We start from the raw sequence: 21,025 nt of genomic DNA, 5'->3' as shown, positions 1-21,025 counted from the left end.
CGCCGACGCGCTCTGGATCGACCTGCCCACCGAGGAGGAATCACGATGAACGAAATGGCGACCCAAAGGGTCAGCGACTCTCCCGCCGAAGTATATGAGGCGCGGTTCGTGCCCGCGCTGTTCCAGCAGTGGGGCGATGTGCTGGCCGACATGGCCGGTATCGGCCCGGGGCAACGCGTGCTCGACGTGGCATGCGGCACCGGCGTCGCTGCCCGCGCCGCCGCCGGGCGTGTCGGTCCGCGCGGGTCGGTAGTCGGTGTGGACCCCAATCCCGAGATGCTGGCGGTGGCGCGTCGGGTGTCGCCCGCTATCGACTGGCACCAGGGGCGTGCCGAGTCCCTGCCATTCCCGGAGGCTGGTTTCGATAGCGTGGTCAGCCAGTTCGGCCTGATGTTCTTCGATGACCGCGCCGCGGGGCTGCGCGAGATGCTGCGGATGTTGCGGCCGGGTGGGCGGCTCGCCGTGGCCGTCTGCGATGCCCTGGACCACTCCCCGGGATATGCCGTGTTCGCCGAACTGCTCCAACGACTCTTCGGCGCTTCGGTAGCGGACGCCTTCCGCGCGCCGTTTGTGTTGGGTGACCGGGAAACACTGCTGGAGCTGTGTGCGGCGGCGGGCATCGCCGACGCCGAGGTGACGCAGCGCGACGGCCGGGTGCGCTTTGCCTCCATCGCGGACCTGGTCGCCACCGAGCAAGCCTGTGCCTGGACCCTTGGCGGGCTGCTCGACCAGGACCAGTTCGCTCGCCTGGACCGGGAAGCCCGGGTATCGCTGCGGCCTTTCACGACGCCCAATGGCGACGTGGAGTTCAACATGCCGGCGCTGGTCATCACTGCGGTGAAGCCATGACGGACACGCCGGGGGCAGCGGGCCGCCCCCTGTACGGTACCTTGCCCTAGCCGGTTTCCCACTCGGGCTGGCGAGTCGGTGCCGCCGGCAGTGCGGTGGGTGTCCATAGCGGAGCGTGTGGGGCCGAGTTGGCTAGGGTGAAGCCGCCGACCACCTTGGCCAGGCGCAATGATTGCGCCTCGAGCTGTTCGGCGGCGACGCTCGACTCCTCGACCAGTGCTGCATTCTCCTGGGTCATGCGATCCAGGTCGGCGACCGCCACGTTGACCTGACCGATACCGTCGCTCTGCTCGACGGCGGCGGCGGTGATCTCGCCCAACACATCGGTGACGCGGGTCACGCTGGCGACGATTTCATTCATGGTCTCGCCGGCCTGGCGGACCAGTTCGGTGCCGCTACGAACCTTGGCGCCCGAGGTGTCGATCAACGCCTTGATCTCGCGAGCGGCCTCCGCCGAGCGGCTAGCCAACTGGCGCACTTCGCCGGCCACTACCGCGAAGCCACGACCCTGTTCTCCGGCACGCGCCGCTTCCACCGAGGCATTGAGTGCCAACAGGTTGGTCTGGAAGGCGATGCCGTCCATGACCGTGACGATCTCGGCGATCTGACGAGAGGAGTCGGTGATCTCGTCCATGGTGGCCACGACCTGGGAAACCACTTCGCCACCGCGTCCGGCGACCTCGGAGGCCGACAGCGACAGATCGTTGGCTTCGCGGGCCGATTGGGCGGTGTGTTCCACGGTGCTGGTGATCTCCTCCATCGAGGCAGAGGTCTGCTGCAGGCTGGCGGCGGCTGTTTCGGTGCGCCGCGACAGATCCTGCCCGCCGCTGGCGATCTCCTTGGCGGCAACGCGTACCGCCTCACTGCTCTCGCGCACGTCGAGCAGCACGTCATGGATCTTGTCGGCGAAGGCGTTGAACTGAATGGCCAGTTCGGCGGTTTCGTCGCGTCCCTTGACCGGCAGGCGCTGGGTCAGGTCGCCGTCGCCGGAGGCGATCTCGCGCATGCGCCCGGCCAACTCGCGTAGTGGCATGGCGATACCGTTGCCCACCAGCCAGATTGCCACCATGCCCAGGCCGGCCACCAGTAACCCCACCAGCCCCATGCCCAGCAGGCTCCGGTGGCGCTGGTTGTCCAGGGTGTGCTGGAGGGCCCCGAGCTCGGCCAGGACCACTTCCTGCGGCAGGCGGGTGACCAATATCCAAGGCGCTTGGTCAGCGCTGACGGAGAAGGGCCAATAGAGTTCGATCATGCCGTCGGCATTGCTGACATGTTGCATCTCGCCGCCGCGCTGGGCTTCGAGAATCCGTTGATGGATCCTGTCGCCCAGCACCTGGTCGGCTGCGCCACCGAGCGCGGCCGTGTCGGCGGTATAGGCCGCCACGCTGCCCCGGGAAGCGATCAGTGCCATCTCGCCGGCACCGTCGTAAAGCCCTTGGTTGGCTTCGGTGAGGAATTCCTGGGTGAAATCCACCGACAGGTCGACGCCGGCAATGCCGTGGAACTCACCGTCGACCACTATCGGCACGTTGAAGGAGGTGACCATGCGCATGGTGCCAGCGTAATCGTAGGCCGCGGGATCGATGATGCAGGGGGCCAGCGTGTCGCGTGGGCAGAGGTAATATTCGCCTTGGCGTAGCCCGTTGCCCAGAGGTGCCTCGCTTTCCATGTTGGTCTCGTTGAGTGGTTCCAGGCGCATGCTGCCATCGGCCTCGCGAACCCACCAGGGGCGGAAGCGGCCGCTGCCGTCGGCGAAGCCGGTAGCGCGATTGGCGTACAGCCTGTCGGCACCGAAGGCATCCGGCTCCCAGGCGATGTAGGCATCCAGCAGCTTAGGGTTCTCGACCACGGTGTGGCGTACCAGGTTGGAGACTTCATGGCGGCTCAAACGCAATTGGGGGCGTCCGTTTTCATCCTTGGTGCCCATCAGTGCGTTGGTATGTGCCAATTGGGAGGCAAGCGTCAGGGCTTGGTCCAGTTCGTTGCGGATACGGCCGGCTTCGGTCGCCGCCAGCGACGACAACCGCTCATCGATGCTGCTTTCGAGCAGGGTTTGGGTATGTTCGGCAACCACGTCCTGGGTGCGCGAGGCAGAGACCATCGAATAGCTGACCAGGGCTGCCGTCACTGCCAGGATGCAGGTGCCGGCCAGGGTGACGACGAGCAGTCGAAGGGAGCGGAATTGGAAGCGCATATCGGGGGACTCGTTATTATGAATGTATATGAGGTGTTGGTGCCCGGTCTTCCGACCGTTAGGGAAACACTGAATAAATGCCTGCGCTACTCAATCGCTGCGTTGCGCGGTGCGCGAAATCCTCACCTATACCCCATAGGCTCCGGTTTCTGTGCTCCGTGCGCCTTGCGCTTGACCATGCTCGTCGATTTATTCAGCGCTTCCTTGGGAAAAGGCGCCGGTCGGACAAAGACTGTTCGACCATAACGCCTTTCAAGGAAGGGATGAGATGGCTAAGGCGACTTAGTAGTGGTCATTTGCGTCAAAAGTGGGGGCGATACCCATACTTCTATTGCATATGGATGAACAGCTTCTCCTTGGGCCAGCGCACTTTCTTGAGACCGGCCATCCTGTCGTTGTCGGTATCGCGATAACCCAATGCCATGAGGACGACACTGCGCAGGTTGCGTTCCTTGAGCCCCAACAGCTTGTCTAGGCCGATGGAGTCGAAGCCTTCCATGGGGGAGGCATCCACCCGTTCCGTTGCAGCCGCCGCCAGCGCGGCACCCAGCGAAAGGTAGGCCTGCTTGGCCGCCCAGTGAAACTTGTCTTGCGCTGAGGCAAAGCCGTTTACCGTGCCCTTGATCGCACTTTCATATCCTTCCAGCTCTGCCAGCTCCACTCCGCGCTCTTCGGCGGTCAGACGGATGAACTCATCGACATGTCCCTCATGAACCGGGTCCCAGGCCGCAAACACCAGCAGGTGGGAGGATTCGGTGATCTGCGGCTGATTGAATGCCACAGGCCTGATCGCCTCGCGTAGCGCTTCATCTTCCACCACCAGAATGGAATAGGGCTGCAATCCGTAAGACGACGGCGCCAGGCGTGCGGCTTCCAGGATCCGCTCGAGTTTTTCCTGGGGGACTTTCTGCCCGTTCATGCGTTTCGTTGCGTAGCGCCAGTGAAGGGCTTCTGTGATGCTCATGCAATATCTCCAAATGAGGTAAGAGGGGATTGCCTTGGGGATGGGGTATCAGGCGGACGATATGTCGCCGCGAGCGGTAGCGGTGCGAGCACCGCGGTGAAAGAGGAGTGTGCCGAAGGCGACCAGCACGCCTGCCAGGCCGAGGTTGGGAGGCGGCGCCTCACCGAGTGCCAGCACCGCGATCAGTGTGCCGACCAGCGCTGCCACCGTGCCGATCTGACTCAGGTAGACAGGGCCGGCGAGTTTCTGCAGCACGAAATAAAAGAGGTAAAGCACCGAGAAGATGCCGACTTCCACCAGTAGGAGCCGGAGTGCCGCCGTGGACCCGGTGAGCTCCTGCAGCTGTCCTGGCTCGAACGACAATGCGAAAGGCAACAGCGTCAGCGAGCCTCCGAGCATCATCAGCGCGGCCAGGAATACCGGCGAGGCGCCCTCTGGCCAGCGCAAGGTGCGATAGATGTTGCCCAAGGCGATCACCAGCGGCATGGCCAGCACCAGGGCAGCCCAGCCCCAGGCGCCATCCGTGCCGCCGGCCTTGGCGGTGGCTAGCACCAGACCTCCGGCAAGCCCCAGCAGCACGCCCACCAAGCGCATTGCACGCAGACGCTCCAGGCTCAGCCATACGGCCAGCAACCAGGTGATCAGGATGGGGAAAGCGAAGCTGAGTGAGATGAAGCCCGCGCCGACATGGCGCACCGCGAGGAAGGCCAGCGCATTGGGCACGGCGAACAGCGCCCCGGCCACGGCGGCATATTCCAGGGTACGACGGTTGAGCGCCATCGGTTGGCGTTGCAGCGCCGCGATACCGACCAGCACGGCTGCGGCGCCCGCCATTGCCAGCATCAAGAAGGTCAGTCGTGGCGCTCCAGCGCCGTCGGCCAGTTTCGCCACCACCAGTGACAGCGCGAGAAAGGTGCCGACCAGCAGCAGGCAGCCAAACGCATACACCCCAGCCCGGTCGGTATGCTTGCGCGACAGTTCGGTATTCGCCATCATTCTGCTCCTATCACTTGCTATAAAGTATCTTCCTGTGAAGTATCTTTGTTAAAACTATCTTAGTATCAAGATAAATGGTTGGCAATGAATAGAGTGAAATGGGCTGTGACCCAATGGCAGCGTGAGCTGCCCGATCTCGATCTCCTGCCGATGGAGGTGGTCGGCTATCTGAAAACGACTCAACTGATCACCAAGGGCCAGTTGGACGCCTTCTTCAAGCAGCATGGCTTGCAGGCGGGGGAGTTCGACGTGCTGGCCACGCTGCGCCGCGCCGGCGAACCCTATGCGCTGGGTCCGACCCAGCTCTTCGAGGCACTGATGATTTCCTCGGGTGGTATGACCAACCGTCTGGACCGGCTGGAAAAGACTGGATTGATCGTCCGCGCACCCAATCCCGAGGATCGACGCGGGATACTGGTTTCACTGACGACAAAAGGGCGCGAACTGATCGATCGGCTCGTCCCGCTGCATGTGGAGAACGAGGCGCGCATGCTTTCCGTTCTCAGCCGGGAAGAGCAAGAGACGTTGAGCAAGTTGCTCGGCAAACTGCTTGACGGGTTGGACGAAGAGTAGGACGAGGCCCGGGTGGCGTCACAAGCCATAGCGTGCAGCGAACCGCTCGACGATCTCGCGAAGCGGTGCGTCGAGCTGCGCCATGGTTTCCTTCCTCAGCTCCTCGGGTAGTCCCCCATAGTAGGCCTCGGCGATGCCGCCAGCCATGCAGGCCATGGTGTCGGCGTCGCCGCCGAGCGAGATGGCGTTGCGGATGGCGGATTCCACATCGTCGGATTCCAGAAAGGCGATGATGGATGGTGGCACCGAGCCTTGGCAGGAGACGTCGAAGCGATAGCGCGGGCGGATGTCTGCCAGGGCTTTCTCCAGACGGTAGCCGAACAATTCCTCTATCCGGGCCTTGATGTCGGCCTTGTCGGCGCCGTGACGAGCCAGGTAGATGGCTGCGGCGATCGCTTGCGCGCCGCGAATGCCTTCGGGGTGATCGTGGGTGACCGCGGCGCTGCGCCTGGCTTCCTCCACGGCTTCGTCTAGCGATTGGGCGGCGAAGCCGACGGGGCTGACACGCATGGCGGAGCCGTTGCCCCAACTGTTGTAGGGTTCGCGGTCGCGGCTGGTGGCCCAGCCGCGAAAGTAGCCGCCGAAACCGGCATCCGGGTAGCGGTGGAAGTAGTCGTGGAAAAGGTCGACGTAGTCGCCGCCGTGCAGCAGGGCATCGGCCACCGCCACTGTCAGCACACTGTCATCGGTAAACGTGCTGGCGGCGACGAAGAGAGGAAAGTCACGGGTCTTGGTGCCGGCACCTTCATGGACGGAGCCGATGATGTCACCGGCGATGGCACCGAGCATGGCGGCCTCCTGTTATATGCCTGCATGGTGTATGCCTTCAGACTAGTCGCTATGGAGAGCGGCCGGCATCGCCTTTGTGCGATCCGGCCGCTCCGCGCACTCGGCCATCATTGCCGCAGCGCTTTACGGCGTTGTTCCCGGCGCTCCAGGATCGCCTGGGTGGCATCCACTCGTAGCGGCAGTCGTGAGGCCCATAGGATTTCCTCGCGATCGTGCCCCATGTCCTCGAGGATGTGGTCGTCGTAGTCGAGCAGGGACAGGAAGCGCCGCCGGAACCGCCAGCGGCGAACCAGAGTGCGAATTCCGTTCTCCACCGCGGTGATCAGGCCCAGTGGCGGCATGGCGGGCATGTAGAAGTCCGGCATGGGCGGGTGGGTCGGTTTTTGCCGATCGCTATCGGTGTGCGGCAAGCGTTCGGTGTGTGGCAAGCGCTGGTTGAGATTGGACATGACGACGCCTCCTCTGGGTGGCTATTGGCTGACGGTGGCCACCGAATCGGTTTCGGAAAAATGAGTAAGGGTCGCGACCTCAGGGACAAGCATGGCGGGCAAGGTTTGTTAAATCCAACGAAAAGATCTACATTTCGTTTTAAGAAAATCTGAAAGGTTGATGCCATGACACTTCCTGCCTTGTCATCTCAATCCGCCGCACTGCCGCTGCTGGATACCGATGTGCTGCGGACCTTCGTGGCAATAGCGGAAAGCGGCAGTTTCACGCGTGCGGCACGCCAAGTCTTCCGTACCCCCTCGGCCTTGAGCATGCAGATCAAACGGCTGGAGGAGACCCTCGGACATCCGTTGTTCGTGCGCGAGGCGCGTCGGGTACGGCTTACCCCGGAAGGAGAAGTGTTGCTGGGGTATGGGCGGCGCCTGCTCAAGCTCAACGAGGAGGCTGTCTCCCAGTTCCTTGCGCCGTCGCTGGAAGGGACAGTGCGTTTCGGCACACCCGACGATGTTGGTACCCGCATCCTGCCCGGTGTGCTGACGCAGTTCGCCCGTTCACACCCGGCGGTACAGGTCGATGTCGTGGTGGGGCGCAGTATCGAGATGCTGCAGCGCCTGGATGACGGTGAGCTCGATCTGGTGCTGGTGACCGCTGGCAACCAGGGCCAGGAGGCGGAGCGCGGTGAGATCGTGCATACCGAGCCGCTGGTCTGGGCGTGTCGTGAAGGCGGGGTCGCACCGCGTCGCTCTCCGCTTCCGGTGTCGCTGGCCAATCATGGCTGTGCCTGGCGCGCGATGGCGCTTACGGCTCTCGATTGTGCCGGCATTAGCTACCGTATCGCCTATACCAGCGAGCATTGCGCCGGCCAGGAGGCCGCCATGCTGGCCGATCTTGCCGTGGCACCGTTCCCCTTGAGCCTGGTGCGAGCACCGTTGCGCAAGGTGGAGCCGGATGCCGGGTTGCCGCCGCTCGGCGAATATCAGGTCGTATTGCTCCGCAGGGAAGGAATCGGCGCGGCCAGCGAGGCATTGGCTGGGCATGTGGCGGACGTGTTCCGTGATCTGCGGCACTAAGGCTTGTCAGAAAAGTGGTCGAGCGCAGGCAGTTTTCGGATCAAGCCTAAGGCTGGCGGCGGTCCACGAACAGGCAATTGCCAGGCCATTTCTTGGCCTGGGTCTTGAGTTCGGATAGTTGGCCGGCGATATCCAGCGGGTTGTAGTGTGCCCCGGCAGGGACTGGCAGGGCGGCGATCGAGAGACTGACCAGCGGGTAGAAGGTCTCGACGCCCTGGCGGTTCTCGATGCGTATGCCGCCGGCGCGACGATGCTCGAGGTCGTAAAAACTGGGGGCAAGGTGTTCGAAGGCGGTGAGGATACTTTGGCAGATGCCACGCCAGTCCTTGGAAACCAGCACCATCATGAAGTCGTCGCCGCCGATATGTCCGACGAAATCATCGCGACAGCCGATCTGCTCTTGCAGGATGCGCGACAGGGCGACGATGACCTTGTCGCCTCGGGCGTAGCCGTAGGTGTCGTTATAGGCCTTGAAGTTGTCCAGGTCGCAATAGACGGTCACGAACGGTTGGGCATCGTTCAAGCGTGCCGCCAAGGTGTCGTTGATCAGGACATTGCCGGGCAGGCCGGTCAGGGGGTTGGCGTGCCGGGCACTGCGAACCTGGATGGCGGTGATCTCGCGCAGCAGGTCCAGAAGGCGACCCATGCCTCGATAATGGCCTTGCTCGTCGACGATCACCACGTCTTCCTGCATGGTGTCGTTGGCATCGGTGATCTGCTGGCTGAGTTGCTCCAGAGGCGTGTCGTGACGCGCCATGAGCCAGCGCTTTTCGATGAGTTCTTCCACCTGGCGCTTGGCATAGAGGGAATGACTGAAGGGGTTGGTGAACAGGGTCAGGAACTCGTGACGACGGATGATCCCTACCGGCACCCGTTGTCGTACCACCGCCACGCAGCGCAGATCGGATTGGGCGCGGAAACGCTGGGCCAGGCTCAGTACCGGCGTATCGATCTCGACCGGCTCGATGGGACGGCAGATGCTGGCAGCGATTCCCGCGACCTGGCCGGCATGGGGGGTGTTGGCCGGCAACATGTGCTCGATGGCCTGGGGAGGATTCTCGCTGGGGCGCGAGAAGTAGTAGCCCTGCAGGAAACTCCAGTTGAGCCCCCACAGGCAACGATATTCCCCCGTGGTTTCGATGCCTTCGGCGATGACCTGGCAGCCTAGGTGGCGCGAGACATCGAGGATCGACTGCAGGAATTGTCGCTTGAGCGGATCCTGGTCGATGTTGTTGATGAAGTGGCGATCGATCTTGACGAAGTCGGGACGTAGTTCGGCCCAATGACGCAGCCCCGAGTAGCCGGCTCCCAGGTCGTCGAGTGCGACCAGGAAGCCCATGCGGCGATAGTGGTCGACGGCCTGGCGCATCAGGGCGTAGTCGTGGATCGGCGTATGCTCGGTCAACTCGATGACGACCCGCTCCGGCGCCAGGCCCACCTGGTCGAGATACTGCAGCGTGAGCCCTTCGCGGAAGTCGCGCTCGACGATGGTGGTGGGCAGCACGTTGAGGAACAGCCGTCCCGGCAGACCGAGGCGAGTGAAACGCTGGATCGCCAGGCGGCGGCACAGCAGGTCGAGATCGACCAGCCGGCCCAGCCTCGAGGCGGTATCGAAGAGTGTCAGCGGGGAATGCAGCGGCGAGTCGGAGGGGCCGCGTATCAAGGCCTCATAGCCGAAGATGGCTTGATTGCCGGCATCCACGATGGGCTGGAACAAGGGGGTGAGGTTCTCGGTTTCGAAGATGTCGTCCAGCCACTGCGCGTCGGTTCGCTGCATGTATCGTTATCGTTCCCTGCTGAGCGAATAGGCTCTCGTGGCGATACTGCGACAGAAATGTTGCGTTTCCATGACTCAACTCAGGCGACCGTTTTTGCCAAGTCTTGATGGATCACCGACAATTTGCGCATGATATTATGATTTGACCGATTGGTCAGTATTCGTGGTGGCAGTTCTTTATTCTTGCTGGTTGAGCATGTTGCTGATGAAAAAAACATCGTGCTGGCTGTTGTTGGGAACGCTGTTGATTAGCCTATCTGGTCTTGCCAAGGCCGAGACGCCAACGGTGGCGGCAGCTTCTTCACTGCAGTTTGCATTGTCCGAAATAACCACTCGTTTCCAGGCCGAGTCGGGCCAGCAGGTTCGCCTCAACTTCGGTTCCTCGGGCAATTTTCGTCGTCAGATCGCCCAGGGGGCACCCTTCGAAGTGTTTCTTTCCGCGGATGACATCAATGCGCTGGCCTTGCATGAGGATGGACTGACCGAAAGCGAGGGCATCGTTTATGCCTATGGGCGGCTGGTGTGGTTGCAGCGTGCCGAGCGCGATGACCTGCCAGGTGAAGGCGACCCCTTGGCGGCCGTCGAGCGGGCACTCGAAGAATATCGAGAAACCGGGCGCAGGTCGCGAATCGCCCTGGCCAATCCGGAGCATGCACCCTATGGCGTGGCCGCTCGACACGTGCTGGAGCGCGTCGGTCTGTGGGATGAGATTCAGCCGCTCAAGGTGATGGGAGAGAATGTCTCGCAGGCAGCGCAGTTCGCGCTTTCCGCCGATGCTCGTGGCGGCCTGGTGGCCTACTCCCTGGCACTGGCTCCCACGTTGGCCGAACGTAGCGACTATGTATTGATTCCCGAGGACTGGCACGCACCGCTCAACCAGCGCATGGTGTTGGTGAAAGGGGCAGGGGAGACCGCGCATCGCTTCTATGACTATCTGCAGGGGGATGAAGCTCGCGAGATATTGGCACGCTATGGATTCGGCCTGCCCGCTGAGCCACTGCAAGAGGAGCCCTGATGGACTGGACGGCGCTCGCGGTTTCGCTGCGTCTGGCGGTGTTCACCTGCCTGCTGCTGTTGCCGTTTGGCTTATGGTTGGGACGCACCCTGGCGGTGACACGCTTTCGGGGGCGGGTGCTGTGCGAGGCGTTGGTGGCGCTGCCGTTGGTGATGCCTCCCACGGTGCTGGGCTTCTACCTGATGCTGTCGTTCGGCGCCGACTCGCCATTGGGAGGGCTATGGCAGCGGCTGACCGGCGAAGGGCTCAATTTTACCTTCAGTGGTATCCTGTTGGCCTCGCTGGTGGTCAACCTGCCCTTCGCCGTGCAGCCGATTCAGCGTGCCTTCGAGAACGTACCCGCCCACTTGCGCGAAGCGGCCTGGTGCAGTGGCCTGTCGCCTTGGCAAACCTTGCTGCGCATTGAACTGCCGTTGGCCTGGCCAGGGTTGGTGTCGGCCATGGCCTTGACCTTCGCTCATACCCTGGGCGAGTTCGGAGTGATCCTGATGGTCGGCGGGTCGATCGACGGCGAGACCCGCACTTTGGCCATTTCCATCTATGACCGCGTGCAGGCCTTCGACGAAAGCGGTGCCAGCCAGATGTCGGCGATGTTGCTGCTGGTGTCGTTCGTCACCATCGGCGTGGTCTATGCCCTGGCGCGTCGAAACAGGGGGATAGGTGTCTAGCACGATGTCGATCGAGCCCGCGCTGGCCGAGCTGGCGCTGTCGCTGCATCAGGCGGGGCCGATCCCGTTGGCGGCCGATTTCCGTTGTTCCCCTGGAGAGCTGCTGGCGCTGGTGGGCCCATCCGGAAGCGGCAAGACCACCTTGCTACGGGCCATCGCCGGGCTCTATCGGCCGGCCGGTGGGCGGATTCAGTGCGCTGGTGAGACTTGGTTCGACGCCGCTGCCGGGGTGTGTCTGAGTGCCCAGCGGCGACGCATCGGCTTCGTCTTCCAGGATTATGCCCTCTTCCCGCATCTCACGGCGCTGGACAACGTAATGACTGCCATGGAGCACGTGCCGCGCGGCGAGCGTCGCGCCAGGGCGGCCGGCTGGCTATCCCGGGTGCGCTTGCAGGGGCTGGAGGATCGCTACCCTGCGCAACTGTCGGGCGGACAGCGTCAGCGGGTGGCGGTGGCTCGGGCTTTGGCGCGCGAGCCCCGTGTGCTGTTGCTCGACGAACCCTTCTCGGCGGTGGATCAGGTCACGCGCCGGCGTTTGCAGCGCGAGCTGGCCTTGCTGCGCGAGGAGATCGATATTCCCATTCTGCTGGTTACCCACGACCTGGAAGAGGCGAGTGCCCTGGCCGACCGCTTATGCGTATTGCATGGCGGGCGCACCCTGCAGAGCGGGCCGCCGGAGAGTCTGTTCCGACGGCCGGTGTCGGCGGAGGTCGCGCGCTTGCTCGACAAGCACAACGTTTTCCAAGGTCGCAAGGTGGTGGAGCATGGCGAGGCCCGGTTGGCCTGGGGGCCCTACCGGCTCGAGGTGGCCCAGGGGTTGGAAGACCTCGACAAGGGGAGCGAGGTGCACTGGTATGTGCCGCCTTCCGACGTGGTGCTGCATCGTCGCGGGCGGCCTTCGCGGGGCGAGCGTGAGAACCCGGTGACGGGAAGGGTCTGCGAGATGATCGTGCTGGGGGGGATGGCGCTGATCACCCTGTCCTTCGAACACACCGAGGATACGTTGCGTTTCGAGATCGCCACCCATGCGGCACGTCGCAATGGCCTGGCCCACGGAGCGGAAGCCAGCGTTTCGCTATTGGCGCAGGGAATCCACTTGATGTCTCGCGGAACCTGTTGAGAGTCATCGAAAAACAGGGTATGAGGAATGCCATCACATCGTCATTATGTAAATGGTCCGGGGGATCGCATGATGGCATATCGTCGATGTCATCGAGGAGATCGAATATGAGAATGTCGCGTCGCGAGGTACTGGTCGCCTGTTCCTCCCTATTGGTTGCGAGCTTTCTGCCGATTGCGGGGCTCGCTGCCTCGCCGACGGACTCGATGTCCGAGCGGGAGCGTGAGACGCTTTCCATTCACAGCGATCAGGGGCCACATAAGCTACAGGTGGAAATTGCGCGGACACTGCCCGAGCGTGGCCGAGGTCTGATGGAGCGCGATAGCCTCGCCCCGGATGCCGGCATGCTGTTTCTCTATGACCGTCCCCAGCCGGCGCGCACCGGGTTCTGGATGTATCGCACCCGCATTCCGCTGGATATCGCCTTCATCGGGGAAGATGGCCGTATCCTGAGCATGGCCAGCATGACCCCCTGCACCTCCCAGGATCCGAGCGGCTGCCCGGTGACCCGGGCCGGGGGCACCTACGTGGCGGCACTCGAGGTCAATGCCGGTTACTTCGCCGAGCGGGGCATCGAGGTGGGCGACTGCGTGACGGCACAGGGATTGGAGGGGCAATGCGTCCCTAGCCGTGGGGCTTCTGGTGAGGAGTTCCCTCAGGCTTCGGGCGTGGTCGAAAACGCAGAATGATCAGCGCGATCCCCGTCACCACCAGCGCGCCACCGGCAAGCTTGTGGATGCCGAGGCCATCGCCGAGCAGTATCACACCGAGCAGCACCGCCAGCACCGGCACCAGCAGGGTCATAGGCACGACGCGATTGACCGGGTGACGTCGCAACAGGCCGTACCACAAGCCATAGGCGACGATGGACGACATGACAGCGGTATACAGCACCGCGCCCCAACCGGCCCAGCCGGCATTGACCATGGCGTTCATGTGGTCGTGCTCGAACAGCAGCGAGCCCAGCGCGACCTGGGGCACGGCGAACAACGCCACCCAGCCTGCCAGCGCCAGTGGAGGAATGTTCGGTCCACGCTTGATCAGCAGTTGCGAGACTGCCCAACCCAACGCACTTAGCAACAGCAGGGCCAGCGGTAGTGCCGAGGGTAGGGTCGGGCCACCGGCCAGCACAATTACCCCGGCAAACGACAGGATCAGGCCAACCAGGCGCTTCGGCCCCAAGCGTTCCTTGAGAAAGATTACTGCCAGCAGCGTGGCGAATGGCGTTCCCATTTGCACCAGAAGTGCGCCGGTACCGGCTTCGGCTTGCTCCAGGCCAATGAACAGCAAGGCGAAGTGCAGGGTGCCGAAGGTCGCCGACAGCAACAGCAGGAAAGGAAATTGGTGTGGTGCAACGGGATTGAACGGCACCAGCAGCGCCGCCACCAGCATGAAGCGCAGGGTCGTCATCAGCAGTGGGGGCATGTCCGCCACTCCTACCTTGATGACGATGATGTTCAGCGCCCAGATGGCGATGACGGTAAAACCCAGCAGAAGGTCGCGTAACGGCACGCTCACTGTCCTGATAATGAGTGAGCTAAGCACTCTAGCATAACCAGAGCTGTCGACCAGGGGAGTGGCCGCCTGTTGGTGATGGTGTTGGGGCTTGGAAAGCGCGGCGGTGTCATGGACATACCCCGCCGCAGCATGGACGCTATCGAGATGTGCGGGCTTAGAAGGTCCAGCGTACCATCAACTGGGGAGTCGACTCATCGGTACCAGCGAGGCCGAACTTGTTCTCCCAGTACTGGTACTCGACTCCGATACCCAGATGGGGGGTCGCATGCCAGACCAGTTGAGGTTGGGTGAGCAGTTGAGATTCGAGGTCGCCTTCTTCGGTGATGTAATCAAGAAAGCCTTCGAAGGTGAAGTCGGCAGACCCGATGCTGAACGGTGCATTCCAGACCAGGGTGTATTGCTCTGAGCTACCGCGGGCCGCGGCACTCTCATCATTGCGGTACATGGTATGCAGCTTGACGAAGCGGAAACCAGGCACATCGAAATCGAAACTCAGGCCGGTCAGATGCGTGGTCTTCCGCGTGGCCGAGTTGCGATCGATATCCAGCTGGCCGATGGCATAGATACCGTTAACCGGGCCAAAGGAGAGATCGAGACCACTTAGTGAACCCAGGTTGCCGCGCAGGCTCCATTCCGCATGGGCGCTGCCGGCTCTGTTCTCGTCGCTGCTGCCCTGATCCAGGTTGGTGAAATCGACGAAGAAGAAGCTGTCGCCATAAGTCCAGCCGGTGGCATTGGCGAAGGTGAGGATGGCGTGCTCTTCATTGTCGATGGAGAAACCGGCACCGGCGCGATCCTCATAGTCCCAGCCATACAGCGCCTCGACCGTGGTTGTGCTGTAGAGGGCAGCGGAAGCGGTTTGGCTGAGCACCAGGGTTGAGGCGGCAGCGGCAAGGGCGAGTTTCTTGTGATTGTACATCATTAGCTCCAGTCCTAGGTCTTGTCTTGAGAGTCATAAGCCTTGGCTTGTGGCACTCCCTTATATGCGTGGTAGCTAGTCTCGAAGTTGTAGACATTTTGCCGAGCATATGAGCAACACTCGGTGTATACACTTATAAGGAAGCTAATGAGGGATCACAATCTGCAACAGGCCATAGCCCGTATCACGCTTATTGATATCCGCCTGAGGCGAAGTAATGACAGCCTTCGGCGAATGGAGCCGTATCAGCAGTTGCGACACCACCCAGATGGCGATGACGGTGAGGCCTAGAAGCAGGTTGCGTAGTGGGACGGGGCATCCTTGAGCGGTGTGACGTGGAGATGATCGTCAGGAGTAGCTTATTCAGCTTTTGGATAATGGCTCTTTCTTTCGATGCCTAGCGCTTTACAATGAGTCGTTCATACGACACTGAAATGGTGTCATATGGTCTGCCATGAGCAGCCATCTCTCTCCAATACCCAATACCAATAATGTGCCTGGCGTTTCATGACCAGGCCAACGCATTCAAGGACACGCCATGACTGCATTTCGCTGTTCCCGTCTGACCACCGTTCTGGCTGGTGCCGCCCTGTTGTGCACGGCCGTGACCGCTCAGGCGCGCGAATTCTCCGTTTCCACCGTGCTTTCCGATGCCTTCCCTTGGGGTCAGGCCGCCGAGAAGTGGGCCGAACTGGTGGAGGAACGCTCCGAGGGGCGCATCACCCTGCGCGTCTATCCCAATTCTCAACTGGTTGCAGGCGACCAGACCCGTGAATTCTCGGCCATGCGCCAGGGGCTGATCGACATGGCGATCGGCTCGACCATCAACTGGTCGCCCCAGGTGCCGGAACTCAACCTGTTCTCGCTGCCGTTCTTCATGCCGGACAACGCGGCGGTGGACGCTGTCACCGGCGGCGAGGCCGGCGAGATGATCTTCGACGCTATCGAATCGCGCGGTGTGGTACCGCTGGCCTGGGGCGAGAATGGCTTCCGCCAGCTTTCCAACTCCAAGGGGCCGATCGACGAGCCGGCCGATCTGGACGGGCTGAAGATCCGCGTGGTGGGGTCGCCGCTGTTCCAGGACACTTTCACCGCACTCGGTGCCAACCCCACGCAGATGAGTTGGGCCGATGCCAAGCCGGCGTTGACCACTGGCGCGGTGGACGGTCAGGAGAATCCGCTGTCGGTGTTCGACGTGGCCCGTATCGATCAGGTCGGTCAGCAGCACCTGACGCTGTGGAATTACATGAACGACCCGTTGATCTTCGCCGTCAACGAGCGCGTGTGGAGCACGTTGCCCGAGGAAGACCAGGAACTGCTGCGTCAGGCGGCCATCGATGCCGGCGAGTGGGAAATCGCCATGACCCGCGAGGAGGAAAGCGAGCGTCTGGCGGCGATCCAGGAGCGCGGGGTGCAGGTCGTCGAACTGAATGGCGAGCAGCACCAGGCCTTCGTCGAGGCGACTCAGAGCGTCTACGAGCAGTGGGTGCCGCAGATTGGCGAGGATCTGGTCGATACGGCGCGCGACGCGATCGAGGCGCGCTGATTCCCGTTACTCTTTTGATGTCTTGTCCTGCGTGCCGACCCGTTTTCCCGGGTCGGCACCGTCGTGAGAGGAGCCATGCAAGTGCGACCCGATGCCCGGTTGGAGCGGGTGCTTGCGACGCTGGCGCTGACGATCATCGCCGTGATCAGTCTGGCCAATGTCGTGGTGCGCTATGTCACCAATGCGTCTTTCGCGTTCACCGAGGAGTTTTCGGTCTTCCTGCTGGTGGTGTTGACCTTCGCAGGCGCTTCGGTGGCACTGCGCCGCAACGGCCATATCCGTATCGGACTGCTGGAGAGAGCGTTGCCTTGGGGGCCGCGTCGGGCGCTGATCGTCTTTCAGTGGCTGTGCGGGGCCGTGGTGCTGTCATTGATCGTGTGGTTCGGTGGCAAGCTGACCTGGGATGAGTACCAGTGGGGCTCGTTGTCGCCGGGGTTGGGTTTGCCGCAGTGGTGGTACCTTGCCTGGTTGCCGTTGCTTTCGGCATTGATGCTGCTGCGGTTGACACAACAGACCTTCGACCGCTTGCGCGGGGGGCTCGACGATGAGTCCTGATCTATGGATGATCCTGAGCTTTCTGGGGCTGCTGGTTGCCGGGGTTCCGGTGGCTTTTTCCTTGGGGCTGGCAGGCGCGGTGGGGATCGTCACCGGCCTGTCGCCGACGATGCTGGCCACACTTGGCACCAACACCTACAACAGCATCGCCAAGTACCCATTGATCGCCATTCCGCTGTTCATTCTTACCGGATTGATCTTCGAACGTGCCGGGGTGGCGGCGCGCCTGGTGCATTTCGCCCAGGCGCTGATCGGTCCTCGCCACGGCGGCCTGGGTTTGGTCGCTGTGCTGGTGTGTATGATCATGGGCGGCATGAGTGGCTCGGGGCCGGCGGATGCCGCAGCGGTGGCCATGGTGATGCTGCCGAGCATGACCAAGGCCGGCTATCCGAAACCTTTTTCGGCGACCTTGATCGCCGCTTCGGCGTCCACGGCCATTCTGATACCGCCTTCGGTGGCGCTGATTCTGTATTCCATCGTGGTGCCGGGGGTCGACCTGCGTGCGCTATTTGCCGCCGGCCTATTCCCCGGCATCCTCGCCGGCTTGGCGCTGCTGGTACCGGCCTTCTGGCTGTCGCGTCTCCATCGATGGGAGGCCCCGGAAACCACTGAACGCCCGCCTCTTGGCGAGAGCTTCAAGCAGGCGCTGCCGGCTTTGTTCGCTCCAGTCTTGATCCTCGGGGGCCTCCGCAGCGGGTTGTTTACGCCTACCGAGGCTGCGGTCGCGGCTGTAGCCTACGGTGTGGTGGTGGGCATCTTCATTACCCGCGAGTTGGGCTTGCGCGATTTGTGGAAACTGTTCGGCGAGGCGGCGGTGATTTCTGGAGTGGTCATGCTGATCATCGCCTTGGCCGGTATCTTCGCCTGGGCAGGCACCATGCTTGGCACCTTCCGCGAACTGGCTGAATGGATCATCGGCCTGTCCGACAATGGGACGCTGTTGCTGGTACTGATCATGCTAGCGGTGCTCGCCGCTGGCATGCTGCTCGATGCCATCTCCATCTACTTGATTATGATGCCGATCCTGATCCCGGTGATGCAGCACTTCGGTTGGAATCCGGTATGGTTCGGCATCCTGCTGGCGATGAACATCGCCATCGGCCAGTTCACGCCGCCAGTGGCGGTCAACTTGATGGTGACCACCGAGGTGGCCAGGATTCGGCTGGAACAGACCATCGGCTGGGCATTGGTATTCGTCGTTGCAATGGCCGCGGCGTTGGCACTGGTGGCAATCTTCCCGGATATTGCGTTATGGCTTCCTGGTGTTCTCGGCTATAACGTCTAGCCTGATATTCTGAATGAATGAGGCAACACTGCGGCATGCTGGCGATGCCCACCAAGGATGGGGCTCCAGGAAATGGAAGCAAGCCAATGAACCGATGCAGATGGTGGGCTGGCCTGGTGCTGGCTTTCGGCCTGGGCGACGTGGCGCACGCCCAGGCACCACTCTACTCCTGGCAGGATGCCGACGGCGGACGGCGTGTTTCGGATCGCCCCCCGCCCCCTGAAGTCGTGCTGGAACTCGAGATCGATCGTTACGACCTACCCGCCCTGACTCCCAGGCAGCCACCCGGCGAGTCGCCTTATCGCCCACTTACCCCTGAGGTGCCAAGAGAGCCCGCGCAACCAGCGCGTCCGCCCAGCCCGGACATGGTCCCGTCGCCGAGCTGCGTCGTTATCGATCGCCGCCTGGTATATATCCAGCGGCTCCTTCGCGCTGGTGACACCGAGCCAGAGGGCAATCGACTGCGCGCCGAGCGTCGCGAGTTGGAGAAGCGTTACCGCCTGGATTGCCGCTAGCCCTGTCGCTGCAAGTCTTCCAGTGTCTGGCGGTGCAGGTCCGTGGCGTTGTCGTCGAACAGCACGAAGCGTATCAGCCGCAAGTACTGGCAATTCCGACTGGCGTCGATCACCGTGCTCAATGCGATGCGCGTGGCTTCTTTCATGGGATAACCGAACGCACCGGTAGAGAGCGAGGGAAACGCCACGGACGTCAGTTCGTGTTCCTCAGCCAGGATCAGGGCATTGCGGTAGCAGGCGGCAAGCAACTCGTCCGAAGGCTCGTCGACTCCATATACCGGCCCCAGGCAGTGGATCACATGCCGGTTGGGCAGGTTGTGGGCGCCGCTGATCACCGCCTGACCCGGCTTGATCGGCGCCAGCGGCCGGCATTCTTCTGCCAGTCCTGGGCCAGCGGCACGGTGCAGGGCCCCGGCCACGCCACCGCCGGTGCGTAGCTGGGCGTTGGCGGCATTGACCACGGCATCGATGTCCGGTTGGTTAGCGATGTCGCCCTTGACGCATTCGATCGTGACTTGTGTTGGCGCCATGACAACCTCCTTTGGAAGCTTTCTGGCATCAATCGACATTCATCAGCCTAACGCATGCCAGTCGAGTTGGCAGGGTGTCGTTAGCGCTGGCGTTGGCTGACTGAATCGTCTCGTTTTCGCAGGTTTTTCGAGACATTCGTTACAAAAGGCCGCAAGACTTGCAACTATTCTCTCGAGTCTGTACCAATGGCCGTCCCCGAATGACCACCATGCAGTGCGTCGGCCGTGCCCCATCGGTCGAGAAGTGCCGTGTCCGACCATGCGCTGCATGATGACCAAGAGGAGATGGCATGAATCAGCGTGTGAATATCGAACTGGGAGATCCGCGGGCCGAGGCCTTCGAGGCGCGTCAGTTCAAGGTCTATACCCATCGCCAACTGGACAAGATCGAGGCTATACAGAAGCTGTCTGAAGGCCTGCGCTTCGACATGCGGGTGGTCAGCCAGGTGTTGCCGTTCCGCGTCAATCAGTACGTGATCGATGAGTTGATCGACTGGGACAAGGTGCCGGACGATCCCGTCTTCCAATTGACCTTTCCCCAGCGGGGCATGCTGTTGCCGGATCACTTCGACGAGGTTGCCGAGCTGTTGAAGCGCGACGCCTCCATGGAAGAGCTCAAGCCGGTGGTCGAACGCATACGCGGCGAACTCAATCCCCATCCGGCGGGGCAGATGGATCTCAACCTACCGCTGCTCGATGGCGAGCCGTTGCCGGGCATGCAGCACAAGTACCAGGAAACGGTGCTGTTCTTCCCCAGCCAAGGCCAGGTTTGCCATAGTTACTGCACCTTCTGTTTCCGCTGGGCGCAGTTCGTCGGTGATAAGGATCTCAAGTTCGCTTCCAACGAGGCCGATTCGCTGCATCGTTACCTGGCCGAGCACACCGAGGTCACCGACCTGCTGATGACCGGCGGCGATCCCATGGTGATGAAGGCCAAGCACTTGCGCATGTACCTGGAAGGATTGACGAAGCCGGAACTCGATCATGTCCAGGACATACGCATCGGCTCCAAGAGCCTGACCTTCTGGCCGTATCGCTTCGTCACCGACCCCGATGCGGAGGATATTCTGGCACTGTTCCGCGAGTTGGTTCAGGCGGGCAAGCACGTCGCCTTCATGGCCCACTTCAACCACTGGCGCGAGATGGAAACCCCCATCTGCCGCGAGGCGATCCGTCGTATCCGTGCCACTGGCGCCGAGATTCGCACCCAGGCACCGCTGCTCAATCACATCAACGCCGATGCTGACGTCTGGGCGCGGATGTGGACCACTCAGGTACGGCTGGGGATGATTCCCTATTACATGTTCGTCGAGCGCGATACCGGCGCGCGGCATTACTTCGAAGTGCCTCTGGTCCGGGCCTTCGAGATCTACCGCGAGGCCATGAAACGGGTACCGGGGCTGGCGCGTACCGCTCGTGGACCTTCGATGTCCGCCGATCCGGGCAAGGTGGAAATCCAGGGGATCACCGAAGTGGCCGGCGAGAAGGTCTTCGTGCTGCGTTTCATCCAAGGACGCAGTGCCGACTGGGTACAGCGACCTTTCTTTGCCAAGTATGACGAGAGCGCTACCTGGCTCCACCATCTCCAGCCAGCTCTGGGCGAAAAGCGGTTCTTTCATGAAGACGAATTCGAGGCGATGAAGTCGCGTAAACAGGCCCTTATCCACAAAGTCTCGTAGTGAACGACATTCGAAG

At 62.1% G+C, this 21,025-nt stretch carries 21 protein-coding genes; 12 read left to right on the top strand and 9 right to left on the bottom strand.

The window, feature by feature from the left end; all coding sequences use genetic code 11:
* Positions 1–45 precede the first annotated feature (45 nt).
* Entirely contained in the window at positions 46–849 is an 804-nt protein-coding gene (locus tag IE093_RS17985; RefSeq protein ID WP_229803717.1) for a class I SAM-dependent methyltransferase, read from the top strand.
* Positions 850–895: 46 nt separating this feature from the next.
* On the opposite strand, the gene IE093_RS17980 is transcribed toward IE093_RS17985, so the two are convergent.
* The 3 genes from IE093_RS17980 to IE093_RS17970 all read right to left on the bottom strand — a co-directional run bounded on the left by IE093_RS17980 (position 896) and on the right by IE093_RS17970 (position 5,000).
* Complete coding sequence (locus IE093_RS17980) at positions 896–3,043, bottom strand: methyl-accepting chemotaxis protein (RefSeq protein ID WP_189471608.1); 2,148 nt, start codon at positions 3,041–3,043, stop codon at positions 896–898.
* 328 nt (positions 3,044–3,371) lie between these two features.
* Positions 3,372–4,007, bottom strand: a complete 636-nt coding sequence (locus tag IE093_RS17975) for a nitroreductase family protein (protein ID WP_189471607.1) — start codon at positions 4,005–4,007, stop codon at positions 3,372–3,374.
* A gap of 48 nt (positions 4,008–4,055) precedes the next feature.
* A complete protein-coding gene (locus IE093_RS17970; RefSeq protein WP_189471606.1) occupies positions 4,056–5,000 on the bottom strand; it encodes a DMT family transporter in 945 nt (314 codons plus the stop codon).
* Between the two features lie 87 nt (positions 5,001–5,087).
* Here IE093_RS17970 and IE093_RS17965 point away from each other — a divergent pair, with 87 nt between their 5' ends.
* Positions 5,088–5,576, top strand: a complete 489-nt coding sequence (locus IE093_RS17965) for a MarR family winged helix-turn-helix transcriptional regulator (protein WP_189471605.1) — start codon at positions 5,088–5,090, stop codon at positions 5,574–5,576.
* A gap of 18 nt (positions 5,577–5,594) precedes the next feature.
* On the opposite strand, the gene IE093_RS17960 is transcribed toward IE093_RS17965, so the two are convergent.
* A complete protein-coding gene (locus IE093_RS17960) occupies positions 5,595–6,365 on the bottom strand; it encodes an ADP-ribosylglycohydrolase family protein (protein WP_189471604.1) in 771 nt (256 codons plus the stop codon).
* A 107-nt stretch (positions 6,366–6,472) separates the two neighbouring features.
* Positions 6,473–6,814, bottom strand: coding sequence for a hypothetical protein (locus IE093_RS17955; protein ID WP_189471603.1), 342 nt, complete (start codon positions 6,812–6,814; stop codon positions 6,473–6,475).
* A 165-nt stretch (positions 6,815–6,979) separates the two neighbouring features.
* Between IE093_RS17955 and IE093_RS17950 the strand changes: the two genes are divergently transcribed.
* Complete coding sequence (locus IE093_RS17950) at positions 6,980–7,882, top strand: LysR family transcriptional regulator (protein WP_189471602.1); 903 nt, start codon at positions 6,980–6,982, stop codon at positions 7,880–7,882.
* A gap of 46 nt (positions 7,883–7,928) precedes the next feature.
* On the opposite strand, the gene IE093_RS17945 is transcribed toward IE093_RS17950, so the two are convergent.
* Positions 7,929–9,659 carry a bifunctional diguanylate cyclase/phosphodiesterase gene (locus IE093_RS17945; protein WP_189471600.1) on the bottom strand — a complete coding sequence of 577 codons (1,731 nt, stop codon included), beginning with the start codon at positions 9,657–9,659 and terminating at the stop codon, positions 7,929–7,931.
* Between the two features lie 205 nt (positions 9,660–9,864).
* Here IE093_RS17945 and modA point away from each other — a divergent pair, with 205 nt between their 5' ends.
* From modA to IE093_RS17925, 4 genes are all read left to right on the top strand, one after another.
* Positions 9,865–10,674, top strand: a complete 810-nt coding sequence (gene modA, locus IE093_RS17940) for a molybdate ABC transporter substrate-binding protein (protein WP_229803715.1) — start codon at positions 9,865–9,867, stop codon at positions 10,672–10,674.
* On the top strand, positions 10,674–11,342 hold the full coding sequence (gene modB, locus IE093_RS17935; protein WP_189471596.1) for a molybdate ABC transporter permease subunit: 669 nt from the start codon (positions 10,674–10,676) through the stop codon (positions 11,340–11,342). Before modA ends, modB begins: the two co-directional genes overlap by 1 nt.
* 4 nt (positions 11,343–11,346) lie before the next feature.
* Positions 11,347–12,462 carry an ABC transporter ATP-binding protein gene (locus IE093_RS17930; RefSeq protein WP_189471594.1) on the top strand — a complete coding sequence of 372 codons (1,116 nt, stop codon included), beginning with the start codon at positions 11,347–11,349 and terminating at the stop codon, positions 12,460–12,462.
* 107 nt (positions 12,463–12,569) lie between these two features.
* Complete coding sequence (locus IE093_RS17925; protein ID WP_189471591.1) at positions 12,570–13,151, top strand: DUF192 domain-containing protein; 582 nt, start codon at positions 12,570–12,572, stop codon at positions 13,149–13,151.
* Here the strand turns inward: IE093_RS17925 and IE093_RS17920 are convergent.
* Positions 13,087–13,974: a DMT family transporter gene (locus tag IE093_RS17920; RefSeq protein WP_189471589.1), complete on the bottom strand. Its 888-nt coding sequence runs from the start codon at positions 13,972–13,974 to the stop codon at positions 13,087–13,089. The genes IE093_RS17925 and IE093_RS17920 overlap by 65 nt on opposite strands.
* A gap of 160 nt (positions 13,975–14,134) precedes the next feature.
* Positions 14,135–14,902, bottom strand: coding sequence for an outer membrane protein OmpK (locus IE093_RS17915; RefSeq protein WP_189471587.1), 768 nt, complete (start codon positions 14,900–14,902; stop codon positions 14,135–14,137).
* 535 nt (positions 14,903–15,437) lie between these two features.
* Here IE093_RS17915 and IE093_RS17910 point away from each other — a divergent pair.
* The 4 genes from IE093_RS17910 to IE093_RS17895 all read left to right on the top strand — a co-directional run bounded on the left by IE093_RS17910 (position 15,438) and on the right by IE093_RS17895 (position 18,800).
* On the top strand, positions 15,438–16,445 hold the full coding sequence (locus IE093_RS17910) for a DctP family TRAP transporter solute-binding subunit (protein ID WP_189471586.1): 1,008 nt from the start codon (positions 15,438–15,440) through the stop codon (positions 16,443–16,445).
* A 75-nt stretch (positions 16,446–16,520) separates the two neighbouring features.
* On the top strand, positions 16,521–17,000 hold the full coding sequence (locus IE093_RS17905) for a TRAP transporter small permease (RefSeq protein ID WP_189471585.1): 480 nt from the start codon (positions 16,521–16,523) through the stop codon (positions 16,998–17,000).
* On the top strand, positions 16,990–18,285 hold the full coding sequence (locus IE093_RS17900) for a TRAP transporter large permease (protein WP_189471584.1): 1,296 nt from the start codon (positions 16,990–16,992) through the stop codon (positions 18,283–18,285). Before IE093_RS17905 ends, IE093_RS17900 begins: the two co-directional genes overlap by 11 nt.
* Positions 18,286–18,371: 86 nt before the next feature.
* The gene (locus IE093_RS17895) at positions 18,372–18,800 is read left to right on the top strand and encodes a DUF4124 domain-containing protein (protein WP_189471583.1); all 429 of its coding nucleotides are present in this window, start codon (positions 18,372–18,374) and stop codon (positions 18,798–18,800) included.
* On the opposite strand, the gene IE093_RS17890 is transcribed toward IE093_RS17895, so the two are convergent.
* Complete coding sequence (locus tag IE093_RS17890; RefSeq protein WP_189471582.1) at positions 18,797–19,330, bottom strand: macro domain-containing protein; 534 nt, start codon at positions 19,328–19,330, stop codon at positions 18,797–18,799. The two genes, IE093_RS17895 and IE093_RS17890, sit on opposite strands and share 4 nt — an antisense overlap.
* Before the next feature lie 290 nt (positions 19,331–19,620).
* Here IE093_RS17890 and IE093_RS17885 point away from each other — a divergent pair, with 290 nt between their 5' ends.
* Positions 19,621–21,009, top strand: a complete 1,389-nt coding sequence (locus IE093_RS17885; RefSeq protein WP_189471581.1) for a KamA family radical SAM protein — start codon at positions 19,621–19,623, stop codon at positions 21,007–21,009.
* Positions 21,010–21,025: the final 16 nt, after the last annotated feature.

The sequence above is a fragment of the Litchfieldella qijiaojingensis genome (assembly GCF_014651875.1).
Taxonomy (GTDB): domain Bacteria; phylum Pseudomonadota; class Gammaproteobacteria; order Pseudomonadales; family Halomonadaceae; genus Litchfieldella; species Litchfieldella qijiaojingensis.
This window is presented reverse-complemented; position numbering and strand designations above follow the sequence as displayed.